Here is a 22254-nt window from a genome sequence, read left to right on the forward strand (position 1 = left end):
GAATAAAATGAAGTTTGTTGATGAAGCATCGATTCTGGTCGTTGCAGGCGATGGCGGTAATGGCTGTGTGAGCTTCCGCCGCGAAAAATATATCCCGAAAGGCGGCCCGGACGGCGGTGATGGCGGCGACGGCGGCGACGTCTGGATGGAAGCCGATGAAAACCTGAATACGCTGATCGATTACCGCTTTGAAAAATCATTCCGCGCTGAACGTGGTCAGAATGGCGCGAGCCGCGACTGTACCGGTAAACGCGGTAAAGACGTGACCATCAAAGTGCCGGTCGGTACGCGCGTTATCGACCAGGGAACCGGTGAAACGATGGGCGACATGACCAAACACGGTCAGCGTCTGTTGGTCGCGAAGGGCGGCTGGCATGGGTTAGGCAATACCCGTTTTAAATCCTCGGTTAACCGTACGCCGCGCCAGAAAACCAATGGTACGCCGGGCGATAAGCGCGACCTGCTGCTGGAACTGATGCTGCTGGCGGATGTCGGGATGCTGGGGATGCCAAACGCCGGTAAATCAACGTTCATTCGCGCGGTATCGGCAGCAAAACCGAAAGTCGCGGACTATCCGTTTACCACGCTGGTGCCGAGCCTGGGCGTGGTACGAATGGACAGCGAAAAGAGTTTTGTGGTGGCTGACATTCCGGGGTTGATCGAAGGCGCGGCGGAAGGCGCGGGCCTGGGGATTCGCTTCCTGAAGCACCTCGAACGTTGCCGCGTACTGCTGCACCTCATTGATATCGATCCGATCGACGGTTCCGATCCGGTGGAAAACGCCCGTATCATTATTGGCGAACTGGAAAAATACAGCCAGGATCTGGCGGCTAAACCGCGCTGGTTAGTGTTCAACAAGATCGATCTGATGGATAAAACCGAAGCGGAAGAGAAAGCGAAAGCGATCGCCGAAGCGTTGGGCTGGGAAGGGAAATACTATCTGATTTCCGCCGCCAGTCAGCTGGGGGTGAAAGATCTCTGCTGGGATGTGATGACCTTTATCATCGAGAATCCGATCGCGCAGGCTGAAGAAGCAAAACAGCCGGAAAAAGTCGAGTTCATGTGGGACGATTATCATCGCCAGCAGTTGGCTGAAGTGGAAGAAGACGCAGACGATGACTGGGATGACGACTGGGATGAAGACGACGAAGAAGGCGTCGAGTTCATCTACAAACGTTAATCTCGTAGCCGGATGGCGCTAACGCTTATCCGGCCTACAAAAGCCAACGGGCCGCATTTGCGGCCCGTTTTATTATGTTCGTTGTAGGCCGGACAAGACGCGTTAGCGCCGCCATCCGGCAATAATGCACTCAGTTATTCTGATAAATATCCTTGTACAACCGACTCTCGAAGCGTACCAGCGGAATACGCCGATTACGCTGATCGGCAGGTGGAACCGCGTAGCCCGACAAATACTGTACAAATGCCATCCGTTGCCCGCTTGCGGTGGTAATAAAGCCCGCCAGATTATACACGCCCTGCAGTGACCCAGTTTTCGCCGAAACCTTACCGTCTACGCCCGCCTGATGCAGTCCGGCGCGGTATTGCAATGAACCATCATAGCCCGCCAGCGGCAGCATAGAGATAAAGTTCAGCTCGTTATCGTGTTGGGCGATATATTGCAGCACCTGCATCATCGTGGCGGGAGCGATCAGGTTATGGCGAGAAAGACCGGAACCGTCGGCAATAATGGTATTGCCGATATCAATTCCCGCCTGTTGGCGCAGGATCTGGCGAACGGCATCCGATCCCGCCCGCCAGGTGCCAGGCACGTTAAACCTGACATGACCAATCATCCGAAAAACAGTATCGGCGATCATGTTGTCTGACTTTTTCAGCATAATCTTAAGCAGATCGTGCAGTGGCGCCGACTGTTTACTGGCGACGATCGTTCCGGGCTCGTTAACCTGCGTCTGGCGCAGCAGTGTGCCGCGGTAAGTTATCCCGGCCTCTTTCAGTTCCTGCTTGAGGATCGCGCCCGCGTAGCTGGCGCCGTCCTGAATAGCAAAGGCCAGCGGCAGCGGGTCGGCGCGCTGTGGTAAACAGCCGGTAAGCGTATAACGGTTCAAATCGCCAGGCACAACATCCAGCTCGCAATACTGCGCGTCTGCCGAACCGCGCGGCAGAGTCCGTACCTGGCTGAACATCGTTACCGGATAATAAGAGGCCACGCGAATAAAAGCTAAATCGTTTGGTTTTTGCGCGCTATAAAGCGACACAGAAAAACAGTTGCGGTCAACAATGGCGGCGGCGGGAGGCGCGCTGAAACACTGCGTCAGGTCGTTCCACGGCCAGCCTGGCGCTTTATCGTGGCTGGCGAAAATCGACGTGTCGATAAGCACATTGCCGTCGATTTGCGTGACGCCTGACTTTTTCAACGTCGCGACCATATTGCGAATATCCTGACGTCTTAGCGTTGGATCGCCACCGAATCGCGCAATTACGTCACCTTTCAGGATGCCGTTATCGACGTTGCCTTTAGTCTCCAGCGTGGTCGTAAAACGGAAATCCGGGCCGAGTTGAATCAGCGCCGCCAGCGCGGTAATCACCTTTTGGGTACTGGCGGGAAGCGCCATCTGCTGACTATGATAATCAATAGCTGGCGCGGGCGCGCCAATCTTTTGCACCATCAGCGCGAGGTTGGCGCCGGCCGGAAGCTGTTTGATGTATTCGTCAATATTCGCGGCCTGAACGCTGAACGCTATACTGGTGGTCAATCCGATGATAAATCTGGAAAATCGCATAATCTCGCGCTAACACCCTGGAAACAAGCCGTCATACTACGGCGCAACGCCCTAAAAAGTAAACGATGACCCATAGGGAACTCCAGGGTAAAATGGTTATCAAAGAGGAAATTGTAGCTGACCTGGGACTGCGCGCCCGGGTTGGTGTTTTTTTGCTTCTGACCCTGGTATGGCATATGCCGGGGCTGGCTTAGCAGCCGGGGTAGAGTTCATTGCCCCCTACAGGAATGTTCAAGAGGTATAACAAATGCAAGCTATTCCGATGACCTTACGCGGAGCCGAAAAACTGCGCGAAGAGCTGGATTTTCTGAAATCTGTGCGCCGTCCTGAAATCATCGCCGCTATCGCCGAAGCGCGCGAACATGGCGATTTAAAAGAAAACGCGGAGTATCATGCTGCACGCGAACAGCAGGGTTTCTGCGAAGGACGCATTAAAGATATCGAAGCAAAACTGTCGAATGCGCAGGTGATTGATGTCACTAAAATGCCGAACAATGGTCGCGTGATTTTCGGCGCTACCGTCACGGTGCTGAACCTGGACACCGACGAAGAGCAGACCTATCGTATTGTTGGCGATGATGAGGCGGATTTTAAGCAAAATCTCATTTCGGTAAACTCGCCAATCGCTCGCGGCCTGATCGGCAAAGAGCAGGATGACGTCGTGGTGATCAAAACGCCTGGCGGCGATGTGGAATACGAAGTGCTTAAAGTGGAATACCTTTAAGCAGTACTCAATACGCAAATTGTTGGTGTATTGTAAAGAAAGGAAAAAGGCCGCATAGCGGCCTTTTATCAACGGAGAGAGCGTGGCATTTTGCTCTCCTGCTCGTGGAAAACCCCTCGTTTTACACAGATTTTGTGTTCGACTTTAGGATATCCTTAACGCGGCAGCGAGATTTTACGCTCTTTAGTTGGGCGATACAGCACCAGCGTTTTACCGATGACCTGTACGTTACAGGCGCCGGTTTCGCGCACGATAGCGTCCACGATCAAGGTTTTTGTTTCGCGATCTTCCGAGGCGATTTTCACCTTGATAAGTTCATGGTGCTCTAACGCTTGTTCAATCTCGGCCAGTACCCCTTCGGTCAAACCATTATTGCCAAGCATAACAACAGGCTTGAGCGGATGTGCCAGACCTTTTAGGTGCTGTTTTTGTTTAGTACTCAGATTCATCGTATATTTTTGCTTACGTTGGGATTGAAAACGGGTCATTCTACCGCCATCTCCCTTATATCGCCAAATAGGCGTGTAGAAATTTACGCCATTGGCTACGATGAACTGCCCCGACGGGAAAGTTAAATGACAGGTAAAAAGCGTTCTGCCAGCTCAAGCCGCTGGCTTCAGGAACACTTTAGCGATAAATATGTTCAACAGGCGCAGAAAAAGGGGCTACGCTCCCGTGCCTGGTTTAAACTTGATGAAATACAGCAAAGTGACAAACTTTTTAAGCCGGGAATGACGGTAGTCGATCTCGGCGCTGCGCCAGGAGGCTGGTCACAGTATGTGGTCACGCAGATTGGCGGCAAAGGCCGCATCATCGCTTGTGATCTTTTACCTATGGATCCTATCGTTGGTGTGGACTTTCTTCAGGGCGATTTTCGTGATGAACTTGTCATGAAAGCGTTACTGGAACGCGTGGGTGACAGTAAAGTACAAGTTGTCATGTCGGATATGGCACCAAACATGAGCGGAACACCGGCGGTGGATATCCCCCGTGCCATGTATCTGGTGGAGCTGGCGTTAGAGATGTGCCGCGATGTGCTGGCGCCAGGCGGAAGTTTTGTAGTGAAGGTGTTCCAGGGCGAAGGTTTCGATGAGTATCTAAGGGAAATTCGCTCCCTGTTTACGAAGGTTAAAGTTCGTAAGCCGGACTCTTCGCGTGCGCGTTCGCGTGAAGTGTACATTGTAGCGACCGGGCGAAAGTGATAACCGGCAGATTTCAGACGTAAGGTTTGAAAGAAACTGGATATAGAGTATCCTGACGCTGTTTTTAACACAGTTGTAATAAGAGGTTAATCCCTTGAGTGACATGGCGAAAAACCTAATACTCTGGCTGGTCATTGCCGTTGTGCTGATGTCAGTATTCCAGAGCTTTGGGCCCAGCGAGTCTAATGGCCGTAAGGTGGATTACTCTACCTTCCTGCAAGAGGTCAATCAGGACCAGGTTCGCGAAGCGCGTATCAACGGACGTGAGATCAACGTTACCAAGAAAGATAGTAACCGTTACACGACTTACATTCCGATTAATGATCCGAAGCTGCTTGATAACCTGCTGACTAAAAACGTCAAGGTTGTTGGCGAACCACCTGAAGAGCCAAGCCTGCTGGCTTCTATCTTCATTTCCTGGTTCCCGATGCTGTTGCTGATCGGCGTCTGGATCTTCTTCATGCGTCAGATGCAGGGCGGCGGTGGCAAAGGCGCCATGTCGTTCGGTAAGAGCAAGGCGCGTATGCTGACGGAAGATCAGATCAAAACCACGTTTGCTGACGTCGCGGGCTGTGACGAAGCGAAAGAAGAAGTGGCGGAACTGGTTGAATACCTGCGTGAACCGAGTCGTTTCCAGAAGCTGGGCGGTAAAATTCCGAAAGGCGTCCTGATGGTCGGCCCGCCGGGTACCGGTAAAACCCTGCTGGCAAAAGCCATTGCGGGTGAAGCGAAGGTGCCATTCTTTACGATTTCCGGTTCTGACTTTGTGGAAATGTTCGTCGGTGTCGGCGCGTCTCGTGTGCGTGACATGTTCGAACAGGCCAAGAAAGCGGCGCCGTGCATTATCTTCATCGATGAAATCGACGCCGTCGGTCGCCAGCGTGGCGCAGGTCTTGGCGGCGGTCACGATGAACGTGAGCAGACGTTGAACCAGATGCTGGTTGAGATGGACGGCTTCGAAGGTAACGAAGGTATCATCGTTATCGCCGCAACTAACCGTCCGGACGTCCTTGACCCGGCGCTGCTGCGTCCTGGTCGTTTCGACCGTCAGGTGGTGGTAGGCCTGCCGGATGTTCGCGGTCGTGAGCAGATTCTGAAGGTGCATATGCGTCGCGTACCGTTAGCGACGGATATTGATGCGGCGATCATTGCGCGCGGTACGCCGGGCTTCTCCGGTGCGGACCTGGCGAACCTGGTCAACGAAGCGGCGCTGTTTGCGGCTCGTGGTAACAAGCGCGTTGTGTCGATGGTTGAGTTCGAGAAAGCGAAAGACAAAATCATGATGGGCGCCGAACGTCGCTCCATGGTGATGACGGAAGCGCAGAAAGAGTCGACCGCGTACCACGAAGCGGGCCACGCGATTATCGGTCGCCTGGTGCCGGAACACGATCCGGTGCACAAAGTGACGATTATCCCGCGCGGTCGTGCGCTGGGCGTGACCTTCTTCCTGCCTGAAGGCGACGCGATCAGCGCCAGCCGTCAGAAGCTGGAAAGCCAAATCAGCACGCTGTACGGCGGTCGTCTGGCGGAAGAGATCATCTACGGCGTTGAGCATGTTTCTACCGGGGCGTCGAACGACATTAAAGTCGCGACTAACCTGGCGCGTAACATGGTCACCCAGTGGGGCTTCTCGGAGAAACTCGGTCCGTTGCTGTATGCGGAAGAAGAGGGCGAAGTGTTCCTCGGCCGTAGCGTCGCAAAAGCGAAACATATGTCTGATGAAACTGCGCGTATCATCGACCAGGAAGTGAAAGCGCTGATTGAACGTAACTACAATCGCGCTCGTCAGATCCTGACTGACAATATGGATATTCTGCACGCGATGAAAGATGCGCTGATGAAATATGAAACCATCGATGCGCCGCAGATTGATGACCTGATGGCGCGTCGTGAAGTGCGTCCGCCTGCGGGCTGGGAAGATCCAAACGGCACCAATAACTCTGACAGCAATGGTACGCCTCAGGCGCCGCGTCCGGTTGATGAACCACGCACGCCGAACCCGGGCAACACAATGTCAGAGCAGCTGGGCGACAAATAAGCGTTTGTTGTACAACATTATGTTTAGCGCTCACCGAAACCCTGGGGCTTGCCCCGGGGTTTTTCTTTTTTTTACTCACCACAAATAAAACAGGGATTTTGACCATGAAACTCTTCGCTCAGGGCGCCACGCTCGATCTCACTCATCCGCATGTTATGGGGATCCTGAACGTAACGCCGGATTCGTTCTCCGACGGCGGCGCGCATAACACGCTGATTGAGGCGGTGAAACATGCGAATTTAATGGTGAATGCCGGGGCGACAATTATTGATGTGGGGGGGGAATCAACGCGACCAGGCGCGGCGGAAGTGAGCGTGGAAGAAGAGCTGGATCGCGTTATTCCGGTACTGGAAGCAATCGCGCAACGCTTTGAAGTGTGGATTTCTGTGGATACCTCTAAACCCGAGGTGATCCGTGAAGCGGCAAGGGCGGGCGCGCATATTATCAATGATGTCCGTTCGCTCTCCGAACCCGGCGCGTTGGAAGCGGCAGCGGAAACCGGCTTGCCGGTCAGTCTTATGCACATGCAGGGCAACCCCAAAACCATGCAGGAGGCGCCGAAATATGACGATGTCTTTGCCGAGGTGAATCGCTACTTTATTGAGCAAATAGCACGTTGTGAGAAGGCCGGCATCGCAAAAGAGAAATTGTTGCTCGACCCCGGATTCGGTTTCGGTAAAAATCTCTCTCACAATTATACCTTACTGGCGCGGCTGGGTGAGTTTCATCATTTTAACCTGCCGCTGCTGGTGGGCATGTCACGTAAAACGATGGTTGGTCAGTTACTTAACGTGGGACCATCAGACCGTCTGAACGGCAGCCTTGCGTGCGCGGTAATTGCCGCGATGCAGGGCGCGCAGATCATTCGCGTCCATGACGTCAAAGAAACCGTAGAGGCGATGCGGGTGGTAGAAGCCACTCTGTCTGCAAAGGGAAACAAACGCTATGAGTAATCGTAAATATTTCGGTACCGATGGGATTCGCGGACGTGTAGGCAATGCCCCCATTACACCTGATTTCGTGCTTAAACTGGGTTGGGCTGCCGGAAAAGTGCTGGCGCGTCATGGCTCGCGTAAAATCATTATCGGTAAAGATACGCGTATTTCCGGCTATATGCTGGAGTCCGCGCTGGAGGCGGGCCTTGCCGCTGCGGGGCTGTCGGCCTCGTTTACCGGACCTATGCCAACGCCAGCCATCGCCTATTTGACGCGGACTTTCCGCGCGGAGGCGGGTATCGTTATCTCGGCTTCGCATAACCCGTTCTATGATAACGGCATTAAATTCTTCTCTATCGACGGTACGAAACTGCCTGACGATGTGGAAGAAGCCATCGAAGCCGAAATGGAAAAAGAGATCACCTGCGTAGACTCCGCCGAGCTGGGGAAAGCGAGCCGCATCGTCGACGCCGCCGGACGCTATATTGAGTTCTGTAAAGGCACCTTCCCGAACGAACTGAGCCTCAACGGTCTGAAAGTGGTTGTGGATTGCGCCAACGGCGCTACCTACCATATCGCACCGAATGTGCTGCGCGAGCTGGGCGCGACCGTTATCGCCATCGGCTGTGAGCCAAACGGCGTCAACATTAACGAAGAAGTGGGCGCGACCGACGTGCGCGCGTTGCAGGCGCGCGTGTTGGCGGAGAAGGCGGACCTCGGCATTGCGCTTGACGGCGACGGCGACCGGGTCATCATGGTTGACCATGAAGGCAATAAAGTCGATGGCGATCAGATCATGTATATCATCGCGCGCGAAGGGCTGCGCCAGGGGCAACTGCGCGGCGGCGCGGTGGGGACGCTGATGAGCAATATGGGGCTGGAGCTGGCGCTCAAGCAGCTTGGCATTCCGTTTGCCCGGGCGAAAGTGGGCGACCGCTACGTGCTGGAAAAATTGCAGGAAAAAGGCTGGCGCATCGGCGCGGAAAACTCTGGTCACGTTATTCTGCTGGATAAAACGACCACTGGCGACGGTATTGTAGCGGGGCTACAAGTTCTGGCGGCGATGGTGCGTAATCATATGAGTCTGCACGATCTGTGCAGCGGTATGAAAATGTTCCCGCAGATTCTGGTTAACGTGCGTTACACCGCCGGTAGCGGCGATCCGCTGGAAAATGAAGCGGTGAAAGCGGTAACGGCGGACGTAGAAGCCACGCTCGGCAATCGTGGGCGGGTACTGCTACGTAAATCCGGTACCGAACCGCTGATTCGCGTGATGGTGGAAGGCGAGGATGAAGCGCAGGTTACGGAATTCGCCCATCGTATCGCGGATGCGGTAAAAGCCGTTTAAGTGACTAAAAAGGCGGCGGTTGCCGCCTTACGGCCCGCAAAAAACAACGCTTTTGCTGTTTTTTTCCGCAGTTGATACAATGCGCTTAAATTGCCCTTGCGAAGGTCATTCGCTTTGGTTAGTATTCACACCCGCTTCAGTGGGAAACAGTAAAAATCCCGCTTTATTGGTAGAAGCATTGGTACGCGGCAACTCCGCAAGGAACAGGTTGATTATGTACGAAGCTCTTTTAGTTGTTTTCCTTATTGTGGCAATTGGCCTTGTAGGTCTGATCATGCTGCAGCAAGGTAAAGGCGCTGATATGGGAGCCTCCTTCGGAGCAGGCGCTTCCGCTACGCTATTTGGTTCAAGTGGTTCTGGTAACTTCATGACCCGAATGACGGCGGTATTGGCGACGCTGTTCTTCATCATCAGTCTGGTGTTGGGTAATATCAATAGCAACAAAACCAATAAAGGAAGCGAGTGGGAAAATCTGAGCGCGCCGGCGAAGACCGAGCAGACTCAACCTGCTGCACCGGCCCAGCCGACCAGCGATATCCCGCGCTAATAGCAGTATCCGTGCCGAGGTGGTGGAATTGGTAGACACGCTACCTTGAGGTGGTAGTGCCCAATAGGGCTTACGGGTTCAAGTCCCGTCCTCGGTACCAATATTCCGAAAGAAAGACGCTGAAAAGCGTCTTTTTTTTCGTTTGTGACCCGTCCTGAATAGCGTTGACACGTTCCAGACTTAAATCCGGAGAACGTGATGATGACTGAGTTCAAACGCACCCAACGCGATTATCCTCTATCCTTTAAAATAGCCGTCGTTGAGCAGGTCGAAAAAGGCGAGATGACCTATAAACAGGCCCAGCAGCGATATGGCATTCAGGGGCGCTCCACCGTACTTGTCTGGCTGCGTAAATATGGCCGGCTTGACTGGAGACCCGGACTTCCTGACCTGGTGAAGAGGAAACTGCCTGTGGCTCAGACAACTATCCCGCTGACACCCGAGCAAAGAATCAGGGAACTTGAAGAGCAGCTTGAGCTGGCAAACCAGAAAGCTGAGTTTTTTGAGTCCGTTATCAACGTCCTGAAAAATGATTACGGGGTAAGTGTTGTAAAAAAGCGGCCCGGCAAGTCCTCACGCAAAGTCAGGCCCCCAAAATAACAGTTACGCGTGCATGTCAGTTCCTGGGGCACAGCAGACAGGCGTGGTACCAGTACAATACAAGATGTAATAAACGGCAGGAGCATCATGCTCAGGTTCTTGATTTTGTTGCCCGTACCCGGTGCCGTCAGCCGCGAATCGGTACGCGTAAACTGCACTATATGCTGAACATGCAGGCCGATAAAACGCTGAATATCGGACGGGACCGTCTGTTTAATCTGCTGGGTGAATACCGGCTCCTGGTACCCGTGAAACGGGCATATCACAAAACCACCAACAGCCATCATCGCTTTTACCGGCATCCTAATCTGCTGAAACCCGGCCCTGAACAGGTTACCGCCCTTGAGCCAGAGCAGGTCTGGGTCGCCGATATTACTTACCTTCCACTACGCAGCGGCACGGCCTATCTGAGTCTGGTCACCGATGCCTGCTCCAGAAAAATCGTGGGTTACCATGTCGGGGAAAACCTGCAGACAGAAAATGTGGTAAAGGCATTCAGGCAGGCTCTGAGACGGAGAAAAACGACAGGTCCGCTGGTACATCACTCTGACAGAGGACTGCAATACTGTTCGGTACTTTATCAGTCAGTTCATGAGCGAAACGGAATAACCTGTTCAATGACCGATGGTTACGACTGCTACCAGAATGCGCTGGCTGAGAGAATAAACGGGATACTGAAAAATGAGTTTTTACTCTCGCGTCCTGCAGACCTGGCGCAAGCGCGGGAAATAGTAAAAGAGTCCGTGGCAATTTATAACCATGAACGGCCACACCTGGCCCTGAAATACAAAACGCCCGATGATGTTCATCAGGCGTTTTACAGACAAAAAACTGTCAACCTATATCAGGACTAGTCATTGTTATTTGTGGTTGTCTGTAGGTCGGATAAGACGTTTACGCCGCCATCCGACATTATTACAACCCATGATGGCGCTACGTTTATCAGGCCAACAGACACCTTATATTCCGCGCATAAAAAAGGCCGCTTTCGCGGCCTTAAAATGATAAATGTTTACTTCGCTTTGTTTTCCAGATTCTCAACCTGCGGCAGACCGGTCGCGGAAGAGGCGGTTAACAGACCCGCTTTCGCGTAGCCGAACAGTTTCTCGCGGGTATCGGTAATGTCCAGATTACGCATGGTCAATTGACCGATACGATCGTCCGGTGAGAACACGGACTCGCCTTTCTCCATGGTCAAACGCTCAGCCTTATAGGTCAGGTTGTCAGACACCGTGTTCAGGATGGAGTAGTCGTTGCCGCGACGCAACTCGAGTGTGACCTCACCGGTAATCTGGCTGGCGACCCAACGTTGCAGGCCGTCACGCAGCATCAGCGCCTGAGAGTCGAACCAGCGGCCCTGATACAGCAGTTTACCCAGCTGACGACCATGAGAATGATACTGTTCAATGGTGTCTTCGTTGTGAATACCGGTCAGCAGACGCTCGTAAGCGATGTGCAGCAGTGCCATTCCGGGGGCTTCATAAATACCGCGGCTTTTCGCTTCAATGATGCGGTTTTCAATTTGGTCGCTCATGCCCAGGCCGTGACGGCCACCGATGCGGTTCGCTTCCAGCATCATCTCAACATCATCGCTGAAGGTTTTACCGTTCAGGGCAACAGGGTGACCCTGCTCGAAGCGGACGGTCACAACTTCTGCCGGGATCTTCACGCTTTCGTCCCAGAACTTCACGCCCATAATCGGGTTGACGATCTTGACGCTGGAGTTAAGAAACTCCAGATCTTTCGCTTCATGCGTGGCGCCGAGCATGTTGGAGTCGGTGGAGTAGGCTTTTTCGACTGACATCTTATAGTCGAAACCGCAGGCAATCATAAATTCAGACATCTCATGGCGACCACCCAGCTCATCGATAAAGTCGGTATCCAGCCACGGTTTGTAAATCTGCAGCTCGGCGTTGGTCAGCAAGCCGTAACGATAGAAACGTTCAATATCGTTGCCTTTATAGGTGCTGCCGTCGCCCCAGATATTCACGCCGTCTTCTTTCATCGCGGCGACCAGCATCGTGCCGGTCACGGCACGGCCCAGCGGCGTGGTATTGAAATAGGTCAGTCCGCCAGTCGTATTATGGAAAGCGCCGCACTGAATCGCTGCGATCCCTTCTGCAACCAACTGCTTGCGGCAATCAATCAGGCGAGCATTCTCTGCGCCATACTCCATTGCGCGACGAGGAATGGCGTCATAGTCATCCTCATCCGGTTGTCCCAGATTCGCAGTATAGGCATATGGGACAGCTCCTTTTTGTCGCATCCACAGCAGCGCGGCGCTGGTGTCCAGACCGCCGGAAAAAGCGATACCAATACGTTGACCTGCTGGAAGATGCTTAAGAATCGTCGTCATAGAATAGAACCCTGCTTGATTGACTGATAATGAGATCGGTTTCTGCTTTAGTGCATTTTTATGCAAAATAAATGAGTTTTCATTTAATCATCTTTTAGCAGAGACAGGAAGCGTTTAGTGAAGGTTTACTGAAATAACGTTGTGAAATGCGTGTATAAGCCGGAGAGATGGGATGAGTATAACGAAGAGTGATATTCATTCATCTGCATATTGGGAATAGGGTTGACATAACTCATGCCTGGTCACTATACTGTGCGCAGATTTTACGTCCCGTCCTCGGTACCAAATCCCAGCAGTATTTGCATTTTTTACCCAAAACGAGTAGAATTTGCCACGTTTCAGGCGCGGGGTGGAGCAGCCTGGTAGCTCGTCGGGCTCATAACCCGAAGGTCGTCGGTTCAAATCCGGCCCCCGCAACCACTTTCCCTTAGAGTTCTTTTTCAAATATACTGTGAAGATTATGTCCTTCGTAGCTGGATTTGAAAAAAATTCTTTCGGAAGGTACACCAGACCGCCGTTGCGGTTATAGGGTTCAGTTATCTAAAGCCCCGATTTATCGGGGTTTTTTGTTATCTGACTACAGAATAACTGGGCTTTAGGCCCTTTTTTTATGTCTTGGGGGTGGGCTTGTCCACATTAGAGCAAAAATTAACAGAGATGATTACAGCGCCAGTTGAAGCCTTAGGCTACGAGCTGGTCGGCATCGAATTTATTCGCGGTCGCACATCCACACTGCGCATCTATATTGATAGTGAAGATGGCATCAATGTTGATGATTGTGCTGATGTGAGCTACCAGGTAAGCGCGGTGCTGGACGTTGAAGATCCTATCTCCGTGGCTTACAACCTTGAAGTCTCGTCACCGGGTCTCGACCGTCCTATGTTCACTGCCGATCATTATGCGCGTTTCCAGGGTGAAGAAGTCGCGCTGGTTCTTCGCATGGCGGTACAGAACCGTCGCAAGTGGCAGGGCATTATCAAAGCGGTGGACGGTGAAATGATTACCGTCACAGTCGAAGGCAAAGATGAAGTGTTCGCGCTGAGTAATATCCAGAAGGCGAACCTGGTTCCCCACTTTTAACAGTCTGGATGAGGTGAAAAGCCCGCGATGAACAAAGAAATTTTGGCTGTTGTTGAAGCCGTCTCCAACGAAAAAGCGCTGCCACGCGAAAAAATTTTTGAAGCGCTGGAAAGTGCGCTGGCGACAGCAACAAAGAAAAAATATGAGCAGGAGATCGATGTTCGTGTAGAAATCGATCGTAAAAGCGGTGATTTTGATACTTTCCGCCGTTGGTTGATCGTTGAAGAAGTGACCATGCCGACGAAGGAAATTACGCTGGAAGCGGCGCGCTTTGAAGACGAAAGTCTGAATGTCGGCGACTATGTTGAAGATCAGATTGAATCTGTCACCTTTGACCGTATCACCACGCAGACTGCGAAACAGGTTATCGTGCAGAAAGTGCGTGAAGCCGAACGGGCGATGGTTGTCGATCAGTTCCGCGACCAGGAAGGCGAAATCGTCACTGGCGTGGTGAAGAAAGTAAACCGCGACAATATCTCTCTGGAAATTAAATCTGAAGGGATGGCCGGTAACGCTGAAGCGGTGATTCTGCGTGAAGATATGCTGCCGCGCGAAAACTTCCGTCCTGGCGACCGTATTCGCGGCGTGCTGTATGCTGTTCGCCCGGAAGCGCGTGGCGCGCAGCTGTTCGTCACCCGTTCCAAGCCGGAAATGCTGATCGAACTGTTCCGCATCGAAGTGCCGGAAATCGGCGAAGAAGTGATTGAAATTAAAGCGGCGGCTCGCGATCCGGGTTCTCGTGCGAAAATCGCAGTGAAAACTAACGATAAACGTATCGATCCGGTCGGCGCTTGCGTGGGGATGCGTGGCGCGCGCGTTCAGGCGGTCTCTACCGAACTGGGCGGTGAGCGTATCGATATCGTGCTGTGGGATGATAACCCGGCGCAGTTCGTCATTAATGCGATGGCGCCGGCAGACGTCGCGTCTATCGTGGTGGACGAAGATAAACATACCATGGATATCGCCGTTGAAGCCGGTAATCTGGCGCAGGCGATCGGACGTAATGGTCAGAACGTCCGCCTGGCTTCGCAATTGAGCGGCTGGGAACTCAACGTAATGACCGTTGATGACTTGCAGGCTAAACATCAGGCTGAAGCACATGCCGCTATCGAGATCTTTACTAAATATCTTGATATTGATGAAGAGTTCGCGACCGTTCTGGTAGAAGAAGGTTTCTCCACGCTCGAAGAACTGGCCTATGTGCCAATGAAAGAACTGCTGGAAATTGACGGCCTTGATGAGCCGACCGTTGAAGCACTGCGCGAGCGTGCTAAAAACGCACTGGCCACTCTGGCGCAGGACCAGGAAGCAAGCCTCGGTGATAACAAACCGGCTGACGATCTGCTGAATCTGGAAGGATTAGATCGCGATATGGCTTTCAAACTGGCGGCTCGTGGTGTTTGTACGCTGGAAGATCTCGCCGACCAGGGCATTGATGATCTGGCTGATATCGAAGGGTTGACCGACGAAAAAGCCGGTGAGCTGATTATGGCTGCCCGTAATATTTGCTGGTTCGGCGACGAAGCGTAATAAACTGTAGCAGGAAGGAACAGCATGACAGATGTAACCCTAAAAGCGCTGGCCGCAGAGAGACAGGTTTCCGTGGATCGCCTGGTACAGCAGTTTGCTGATGCAGGTATCCGGAAATCTGCTGACGACTCTGTGTCCGCACAAGAAAAACAGACTTTACTGGCGCACCTGAACCGCGAAGCGGTTTCTGGTCCCGATAAACTGACGCTGCAGCGTAAGACGCGCAGTACCCTGAATATTCCAGGTACCGGTGGAAAAAGTAAATCGGTACAAATCGAAGTCCGCAAGAAGCGCACCTTTGTGAAACGCGATCCGCAAGAGGCTGAACGCCTGGCCGCGGAAGAGCAGGCGCAGCGTGAAGCGGAAGAGCAAGCCCGTCGTGAGGCAGAAGAACAGGCCAAACGCGAGGCGCAACAAAAAGCTGAACGCGAGGCCGCAGAACAAGCTAAGCGTGAAGCCGCTGAAAAAGCGAAACGTGAAGCTGCGGAAAAAGACAAAGTGAGCAATCAACAGACTGACGATATGACCAAAACCGCCCAGGCCGAAAAAGCCCGCCGTGAGAATGAAGCTGCAGAGCTGAAGCGTAAAGCGGAAGAAGAAGCACGTCGCAAACTCGAAGAAGAAGCGCGTCGTGTAGCAGAAGAAGCTCGCCGCATGGCGGAAGAAAACAAATGGACCGCAACGCCTGAGCCAGTAGAAGACACCAGTGACTATCATGTCACCACTTCTCAGCACGCGCGCCAGGCCGAAGACGAAAACGATCGTGAAGTTGAAGGCGGTCGTGGTCGTGGCCGTAATGCAAAAGCGGCGCGTCCGGCGAAAAAAGGCAAACATGCCGAATCCAAAGCCGATCGCGAAGAAGCGCGTGCTGCGGTTCGCGGCGGTAAAGGCGGCAAGCGTAAAGGGTCTTCTTTACAGCAAGGCTTCCAGAAGCCCGCTCAGGCCGTTAACCGTGACGTGGTGATCGGTGAAACCATCACCGTTGGCGAACTGGCGAACAAGATGGCGGTGAAAGGTTCTCAGGTCATCAAAGCGATGATGAAGCTGGGCGCCATGGCCACTATCAACCAGGTCATCGACCAGGAAACCGCACAGCTGGTTGCCGAAGAGATGGGCCACAAAGTTATCCTGCGTCGTGAAAACGAACTGGAAGAAGCGGTAATGAGCGACCGTGATACCGGCGCTGCGGCTGAACCGCGCGCACCGGTTGTGACCATCATGGGTCACGTTGACCACGGTAAAACCTCTCTGCTGGACTACATTCGTTCCACGAAAGTAGCCTCTGGCGAAGCGGGCGGCATTACCCAGCACATCGGTGCTTACCACGTTGAAACTGACAACGGGATGATCACCTTCCTGGATACCCCGGGTCACGCCGCGTTTACTTCTATGCGTGCTCGCGGCGCCCAGGCAACGGATATCGTGGTTCTGGTGGTAGCGGCAGACGACGGTGTGATGCCGCAGACTATCGAAGCTATCCAGCACGCGAAAGCGGCAGGTGTGCCGGTCGTGGTTGCGGTGAACAAAATCGATAAGCCGGAAGCCGATCCGGATCGCGTTAAGAACGAACTGTCCCAGTACGGCATTCTGCCGGAAGAGTGGGGCGGTGAAAGCCAGTTCGTTCACGTGTCTGCGAAAGCGGGTACCGGTATTGACGAACTGCTTGATGCTATCCTGCTGCAGGCCGAAGTTCTGGAACTGAAAGCGGTACGCAAAGGTATGGCGAGCGGCGCGGTGATCGAATCCTTCCTGGATAAAGGTCGTGGTCCGGTGGCTACCGTTCTGGTACGCGAAGGTACGCTGCATAAGGGCGATATCGTGCTGTGTGGCTTCGAATACGGCCGCGTGCGTGCGATGCGTAACGAACTGGGTCAGGAAGTGCTGGAAGCGGGTCCGTCCATTCCGGTGGAAATCCTCGGCCTGTCCGGCGTTCCGGCTGCGGGTGACGAAGTGACCGTCGTTCGCGACGAGAAGAAAGCGCGTGAAGTTGCTCTGTATCGTCAGGGTAAATTCCGTGAAGTTAAACTGGCGCGTCAGCAGAAATCTAAACTCGAGAACATGTTCGCCAACATGACCGAAGGCGAAGTTCACGAAGTGAACATCGTGCTGAAGGCCGACGTACAGGGTTCTGTGGAAGCGATTTCCGACTCTTTGCTGAAACTGTCTACCGACGAAGTGAAAGTGAAGATCATCGGTTCTGGCGTAGGTGGTATCACCGAAACCGACGCGACCCTGGCTGCGGCGTCCAACGCCATTCTGGTGGGCTTCAACGTTCGTGCCGATGCCTCTGCGCGTAAAGTGATCGAATCTGAAAGCCTGGATCTGCGTTACTACTCCGTCATCTATAACCTGATCGACGAAGTGAAAGCGGCGATGAGCGGTATGCTGTCTCCGGAACTGAAACAGCAGATCATCGGTCTGGCTGAAGTGCGCGATGTGTTCAAATCGCCGAAATTCGGCGCGATCGCGGGCTGTATGGTTACCGAAGGTACGATTAAACGCCATAACCCAATCCGCGTTCTGCGTGACAACGTGGTTATCTATGAAGGCGAGCTGGAATCCCTGCGCCGCTTCAAAGATGACGTTAACGAAGTCCGTAACGGCATGGAATGTGGTATCGGCGTGAAGAACTACAACGACGTTCGCGTTGGCGATATGATCGAAGTATTCGAGATTATCGAGATCCAACGTACTATCGCTTAATCTTCGTCGTCTTTTGGGCCGCAACGGCGTTGGCTGCGCTCGCTCACCCCGGTCACATAGTTATCTATGCTCCCGGGGATTTACGAGCTTGCCGCCTTGTTGCAATCCAAAATCCTTAGAAGATGATTAGGCGTAGGCCGGGTAAGCGAAGCGCCACCCGGCAAGAAATTTAAAAAGGGGCTTATGGCCCCTTTTTTGTCTTTATTCTGGAGAATTTATTATGGCGAAAGAATTTGGTCGCCCTCAGCGCGTAGCGCAAGAGATGCAGAAAGAGATCGCGCTCATCCTGCAACGCGAAATCAAAGATCCACGTGTAGGTATGATGACCACCGTATCGGGTGTTGAAATGTCCCGCGATCTGGCATACGCCAAAGTATTCGTGACGTTCCTCAACGATCAGGACGAAGCGGCTGTGAAAAACGGCATTAAGGCCCTGCAGGAAGCGTCTGGTTTCATCCGCAGCTTGCTGGGTAAAGCGATGCGTCTGCGCATCGTACCGGAACTGACCTTCTTCTACGACAACTCGCTGGTGGAAGGGATGCGTATGTCCAACCTGGTGACTAACGTGGTGAAACATGACGAAGAACGTCGTGTGAACCCGGACGACAGCAAGGAGGACTGATGAGTCGTCCTCGTCGTCGTGGCCGCGACATTCACGGCGTGCTGCTGCTGGATAAGCCGCAGGGTATGTCCAGCAATGACGTGCTGCAGAAAGTTAAGCGCATCTACAATGCCAACCGCGCCGGGCATACCGGCGCGCTGGACCCGCTGGCGACCGGCATGTTGCCGATTTGCCTCGGCGAAGCGACAAAATTTTCGCAGTACCTGCTGGATTCTGACAAACGCTATCGTGTTATTGCCCGTCTGGGGCAGCGCACGGATACCTCTGACGCCGATGGTCAAATCGTGCAGGAGCGTCCGGTGACTTTCAGCGCTGAGCAGCTTGCGAGCGCGCTGGAGACCTTTCGTGGGGATATCGAACAGATTCCCTCGATGTATTCGGCGCTGAAGTATCAGGGCAAGAAACTGTACGAATATGCCCGCCAGGGTATCGAAGTGCCGCGCGAAGCCCGCCCGATTACCGTCTATGAGCTGCTGTTTATTCGCCATGAAGGTAACGAGCTGGAGCTGGAAGTTCATTGCTCCAAAGGCACCTATATTCGTACCATTATTGATGATTTAGGTGAGAAACTGGGCTGTGGCGCGCACGTAACGTACCTGCGTCGTCTGACGGTCAGCAAGTATCCGGTGGATCGTATGGTGACGCTGGAGCATTTGCAGACGCTGGTAGCACAGGCGGAACAGCAGGGCGTTCCGGCGGCGCAGTTGCTCGATCCATTATTGATGCCAATGGACAGTCCAGCTTCGGACTATCCGGTTGTTAATCTACCGTTAACATCTTCGGTATACTTCAAGAATGGCAACCCGGTTCGTACCACGGGCGCGCCGTTGAAGGGACTGGTTCGTGTGACGGAAGGTGAAGACGGTAAATTTATCGGTATGGGCGAAATTGACGACGAAGGCCGTGTCGCGCCTCGTCGGCTGGTAGTAGAGTACCCAGCGTAATGTCGCTTCGTCTTGCGATAAGAGAGCGCTGCGAGTAGAATACCGCCGCTTAACGTCGCGTAAATTATTTAACAGTTTACGCGGCGTACACTGGGATCGCTGAATTAGAGATCGGCGTCCTCTCATTCTTAAATACTTTGGAGTTTTAAAATGTCTCTAAGTACTGAAGCTACAGCTAAAATCGTTTCTGAGTTCGGTCGTGACGCAAACGACACCGGTTCTACCGATGTTCAGGTTGCTCTGTTGACTGCACAGATTAACCACCTGCAGGGTCACTTTGCAGAGCATAAAAAAGATCACCACAGCCGTCGTGGTCTGCTGCGTATGGTTTCTCAGCGTCGTAAACTGCTCGACTACCTGAAACGTAAAGATGTTGCACGCTACACCGCGCTGATTGAGCGTCTGGGTCTGCGTCGCTAATTCTTTCGAGTTTCAGAAAGAGGGGGCCTTCATGGCCCCTTTTTTCCAGCAGATGGCAGCAATTCGCTGGAAACTAATGTATTGTTGCTATGAATGATCTTCCGTTGCAGAGGTTCGCGCGGCTAATGAGAGGCTTTACCCATATCAGGGTTAGGGTTGTCATTAGTCGCGAGGATGCGCAGAAGATCGGGTATTAACGACGGCGCGTATTATGCCGTCAAAAATTGGAAAGGATATTATTTTGCTTAATCCGATCGTTCGTAAATTCCAGTACGGTCAGCATACCGTTACGCTGGAAACTGGCATGATGGCGCGTCAGGCCACTGCCGCTGTTATGGTAAGCATGGATGACACCGCCGTATTCGTTACCGTTGTCGGCCAGAAAAAAGCCAAGCCAGGCCAGGACTTCTTCCCACTGACCGTTAACTATCAGGAGCGTACCTACGCTGCTGGTCGTATCCCGGGCAGCTTCTTCCGTCGTGAAGGCCGTCCAAGCGAAGGCGAAACCCTGATCGCGCGTCTGATTGACCGCCCGGTTCGTCCGCTGTTCCCGGAAGGCTTCGTTAACGAAGTGCAGGTTATCGCGACCGTCGTTTCCGTTAACCCGCAGGTTAACCCAGACATAGTTGCCATGATCGGCGCATCCGCTGCGCTGTCCCTGTCCGGCATTCCGTTCAACGGCCCAATCGGCGCGGCGCGCGTAGGTTATATCAATGACCAGTACGTGCTGAACCCGACCCAGGACGAGCTGAAAGAAAGCAAGCTGGACCTGGTGGTTGCCGGTACCGAAGCGGCTGTGCTGATGGTGGAATCCGAAGCTGAACTGCTGAGCGAAGACACTATGCTGGGCGCGGTGGTATTCGGTCACGAGCAGCAGCAGGTTGTTATCCAGGCGATCAACGATCTGGTGAAAGAAGCCGGTAAACCACGTTGGGACTGGCAGCCGGAAGCCGTCAACGACGCGTTGAACGCGCGTGTTGCTGCGCTTGCTGAATCTCGTCTGAGCGACGCGTACCGCATCACCGATAAACAAGAACGCTATGCTCAGGTTGACGTAATCAAATCCGAAACCATCGAGCAGCTTATTGCAGAAGATGAAACTCTGGATGCTAACGAGCTGGGCGAAATCCTGCACGCTATTGAGAAAAACGTGGTGCGTAGCCGCGTACTGGCAGGCGAGCCGCGTATTGATGGCCGTGAAAAAGACATGATCCGTGGTCTGGACGTGCGCACTGGCGTACTGCCGCGTACTCACGGTTCCGCTCTGTTTACCCGTGGTGAAACGCAGGCGCTGGTTACCGCGACTCTGGGTACTGCTCGTGACGCGCAGGTGCTTGATGAACTGATGGGCGAGCGCACTGATAGCTTCCTGTTCCACTACAACTTCCCTCCGTACTCCGTAGGCGAAACCGGCATGGTCGGTTCTCCGAAGCGTCGTGAAATTGGTCACGGTCGTCTGGCGAAGCGCGGCGTGCTGGCAGTGATGCCGGACATGGATAAATTCCCGTACACCGTTCGCGTGGTGTCTGAAATCACCGAATCCAACGGTTCTTCCTCTATGGCTTCCGTGTGCGGCGCTTCTCTGGCGCTGATGGACGCTGGCGTGCCAATTAAAGCCGCCGTAGCAGGTATCGCTATGGGTCTGGTGAAAGAGGGCGACAACTACGTTGTACTGTCTGACATTCTGGGCGACGAAGATCACCTGGGCGATATGGACTTCAAAGTGGCGGGTTCCCGCGACGGTATCTCTGCGCTGCAGATGGATATCAAAATTGAAGGTATCACCAAAGAGATCATGCAGGTTGCGTTGAACCAGGCTAAAGGTGCGCGTCTGCACATCCTGGGCGTGATGGAACAGGCGATCAACGCGCCGCGCGGCGATATCTCTGAATTTGCGCCGCGTATCCATACCATCAAGATCAGCACGGACAAGATCAAAGACGTGATCGGTAAAGGCGGTTCTGTGATCCGCGCGCTGACTGAAGAGACCGGCACCACCATCGAAATCGAAGATGACGGTACTGTGAAGATCGCGGCGACCGACGGCGAAAAAGCGAAATATGCTATCCGTCGTATCGAAGAGATCACCGCAGAGATCGAAGTCGGCCGTATCTACAATGGTAAAGTGACCCGTATCGTTGACTTTGGCGCGTTTGTTGCCATCGGCGGCGGTAAAGAAGGTCTGGTTCACATCTCTCAAATCGCGGATAAGCGTGTAGAGAAAGTGACCGACTATCTGCAGATGGGTCAGGAAGTCCCGGTTAAGGTTCTGGAAGTTGACCGCCAGGGCCGTGTACGTCTGAGCATTAAAGAAGCAACCGAGCAGTCTCAACCTGCGGCTGCGCCGGAAGCTCCGGCGAACGAACAGGCCGAGTAAGGTAGCCTTTTGCCCTCCGCACTGCGGAGGGCTTTAGACCTGGCTGGACGCCTTGTTGAGCCACCGGGGAACAGGACGTTCATT

18 protein-coding genes and 2 tRNA genes are annotated in these 22254 nt (G+C 53.4%); 17 read left to right on the forward strand and 3 right to left on the reverse strand.

What is annotated here, in order from left to right:
* The first annotated feature begins 7 nt into the window (after positions 1-7).
* Positions 8-1180, forward strand: coding sequence for an Obg family GTPase CgtA (gene cgtA, locus OLG56_RS02650; RefSeq protein WP_000673556.1), 1173 nt, complete (start codon positions 8-10; stop codon positions 1178-1180).
* A gap of 130 nt (positions 1181-1310) precedes the next feature.
* Here the strand turns inward: cgtA and dacB are convergent, their stop codons facing one another.
* Positions 1311-2744, reverse strand: coding sequence for a serine-type D-Ala-D-Ala carboxypeptidase (gene dacB, locus OLG56_RS02655; protein WP_001212686.1), 1434 nt, complete (start codon positions 2742-2744; stop codon positions 1311-1313).
* Positions 2745-2991: 247 nt separating this feature from the next.
* Between dacB and greA the strand changes: the two genes are divergently transcribed.
* Complete coding sequence (gene greA / locus OLG56_RS02660; RefSeq protein ID WP_001148008.1) at positions 2992-3468, forward strand: transcription elongation factor GreA; 477 nt, start codon at positions 2992-2994, stop codon at positions 3466-3468.
* Between the two features lie 155 nt (positions 3469-3623).
* On the opposite strand, the gene yhbY is transcribed toward greA, so the two are convergent.
* Positions 3624-3917 (reverse strand): ribosome assembly RNA-binding protein YhbY, encoded by a 294-nt coding sequence (gene yhbY, locus OLG56_RS02665; RefSeq protein WP_001592995.1) that lies wholly within the window; start codon positions 3915-3917, stop codon positions 3624-3626.
* Between the two features lie 126 nt (positions 3918-4043).
* Between yhbY and rlmE the strand changes: the two genes are divergently transcribed.
* The 7 genes from rlmE to OLG56_RS02700 all read left to right on the forward strand — a co-directional run bounded on the left by rlmE (position 4044) and on the right by OLG56_RS02700 (position 10992).
* Positions 4044-4670, forward strand: coding sequence for a 23S rRNA (uridine(2552)-2'-O)-methyltransferase RlmE (rlmE, locus tag OLG56_RS02670; RefSeq protein ID WP_000145974.1), 627 nt, complete (start codon positions 4044-4046; stop codon positions 4668-4670).
* A gap of 103 nt (positions 4671-4773) precedes the next feature.
* Positions 4774-6708, forward strand: coding sequence for an ATP-dependent zinc metalloprotease FtsH (gene ftsH / locus OLG56_RS02675; RefSeq protein ID WP_001107481.1), 1935 nt, complete (start codon positions 4774-4776; stop codon positions 6706-6708).
* A 104-nt stretch (positions 6709-6812) separates the two neighbouring features.
* Positions 6813-7661 (forward strand): dihydropteroate synthase, encoded by an 849-nt coding sequence (folP, locus tag OLG56_RS02680; protein ID WP_000764711.1) that lies wholly within the window; start codon positions 6813-6815, stop codon positions 7659-7661.
* A complete protein-coding gene (gene glmM, locus OLG56_RS02685) occupies positions 7654-8991 on the forward strand; it encodes a phosphoglucosamine mutase (protein WP_058111634.1) in 1338 nt (445 codons plus the stop codon). Before folP ends, glmM begins: the two co-directional genes overlap by 8 nt.
* Positions 8992-9205: 214 nt before the next feature.
* Positions 9206-9538 (forward strand): preprotein translocase subunit SecG, encoded by a 333-nt coding sequence (gene secG, locus OLG56_RS02690; protein ID WP_000272680.1) that lies wholly within the window; start codon positions 9206-9208, stop codon positions 9536-9538.
* A gap of 13 nt (positions 9539-9551) precedes the next feature.
* Positions 9552-9638, forward strand: a tRNA-Leu gene (locus OLG56_RS02695).
* Positions 9639-9736: 98 nt separating this feature from the next.
* Positions 9737-10992, forward strand: a protein-coding gene (locus tag OLG56_RS02700; RefSeq protein WP_094742629.1) for an IS3-like element ISSen1 family transposase whose coding sequence is annotated in 2 segments (ribosomal slippage) — positions 9737-10088 and positions 10088-10992 — 1257 coding nt in all. Because the reading frame shifts where the segments join, the coding sequence is not laid out codon by codon here.
* A gap of 158 nt (positions 10993-11150) precedes the next feature.
* Here OLG56_RS02700 and argG read toward each other — a convergent pair.
* A complete protein-coding gene (gene argG / locus OLG56_RS02705) occupies positions 11151-12494 on the reverse strand; it encodes an argininosuccinate synthase (RefSeq protein ID WP_000207653.1) in 1344 nt (447 codons plus the stop codon).
* 343 nt (positions 12495-12837) lie between these two features.
* Here argG and OLG56_RS02710 point away from each other — a divergent pair.
* From OLG56_RS02710 to pnp, 8 genes are all read left to right on the forward strand, one after another.
* Positions 12838-12914: transfer RNA gene (locus OLG56_RS02710), tRNA-Met, on the forward strand.
* A 207-nt stretch (positions 12915-13121) separates the two neighbouring features.
* Positions 13122-13574 (forward strand): ribosome maturation factor RimP, encoded by a 453-nt coding sequence (gene rimP, locus OLG56_RS02715; RefSeq protein WP_139763572.1) that lies wholly within the window; start codon positions 13122-13124, stop codon positions 13572-13574.
* Between the two features lie 27 nt (positions 13575-13601).
* Positions 13602-15104: a transcription termination factor NusA gene (gene nusA / locus OLG56_RS02720; protein ID WP_001031038.1), complete on the forward strand. Its 1503-nt coding sequence runs from the start codon at positions 13602-13604 to the stop codon at positions 15102-15104.
* A gap of 24 nt (positions 15105-15128) precedes the next feature.
* Complete coding sequence (infB, locus tag OLG56_RS02725; protein ID WP_000133064.1) at positions 15129-17807, forward strand: translation initiation factor IF-2; 2679 nt, start codon at positions 15129-15131, stop codon at positions 17805-17807.
* A gap of 220 nt (positions 17808-18027) precedes the next feature.
* Positions 18028-18429 (forward strand): 30S ribosome-binding factor RbfA, encoded by a 402-nt coding sequence (gene rbfA / locus OLG56_RS02730; protein ID WP_001040208.1) that lies wholly within the window; start codon positions 18028-18030, stop codon positions 18427-18429.
* On the forward strand, positions 18429-19373 hold the full coding sequence (gene truB / locus OLG56_RS02735) for a tRNA pseudouridine(55) synthase TruB (protein ID WP_079980905.1): 945 nt from the start codon (positions 18429-18431) through the stop codon (positions 19371-19373). Before rbfA ends, truB begins: the two co-directional genes overlap by 1 nt.
* A gap of 150 nt (positions 19374-19523) precedes the next feature.
* Positions 19524-19793, forward strand: a complete 270-nt coding sequence (gene rpsO / locus OLG56_RS02740; RefSeq protein WP_000059465.1) for a 30S ribosomal protein S15 — start codon at positions 19524-19526, stop codon at positions 19791-19793.
* A gap of 241 nt (positions 19794-20034) precedes the next feature.
* Entirely contained in the window at positions 20035-22170 is a 2136-nt protein-coding gene (gene pnp / locus OLG56_RS02745; protein WP_079900576.1) for a polyribonucleotide nucleotidyltransferase, read from the forward strand.
* Positions 22171-22254 lie beyond the last annotated feature (84 nt).

The sequence above is a fragment of the Salmonella sp. 2018103 genome, assembly GCF_026247685.1.
GTDB classification, from domain to species: domain Bacteria; phylum Pseudomonadota; class Gammaproteobacteria; order Enterobacterales; family Enterobacteriaceae; genus Salmonella; species Salmonella enterica.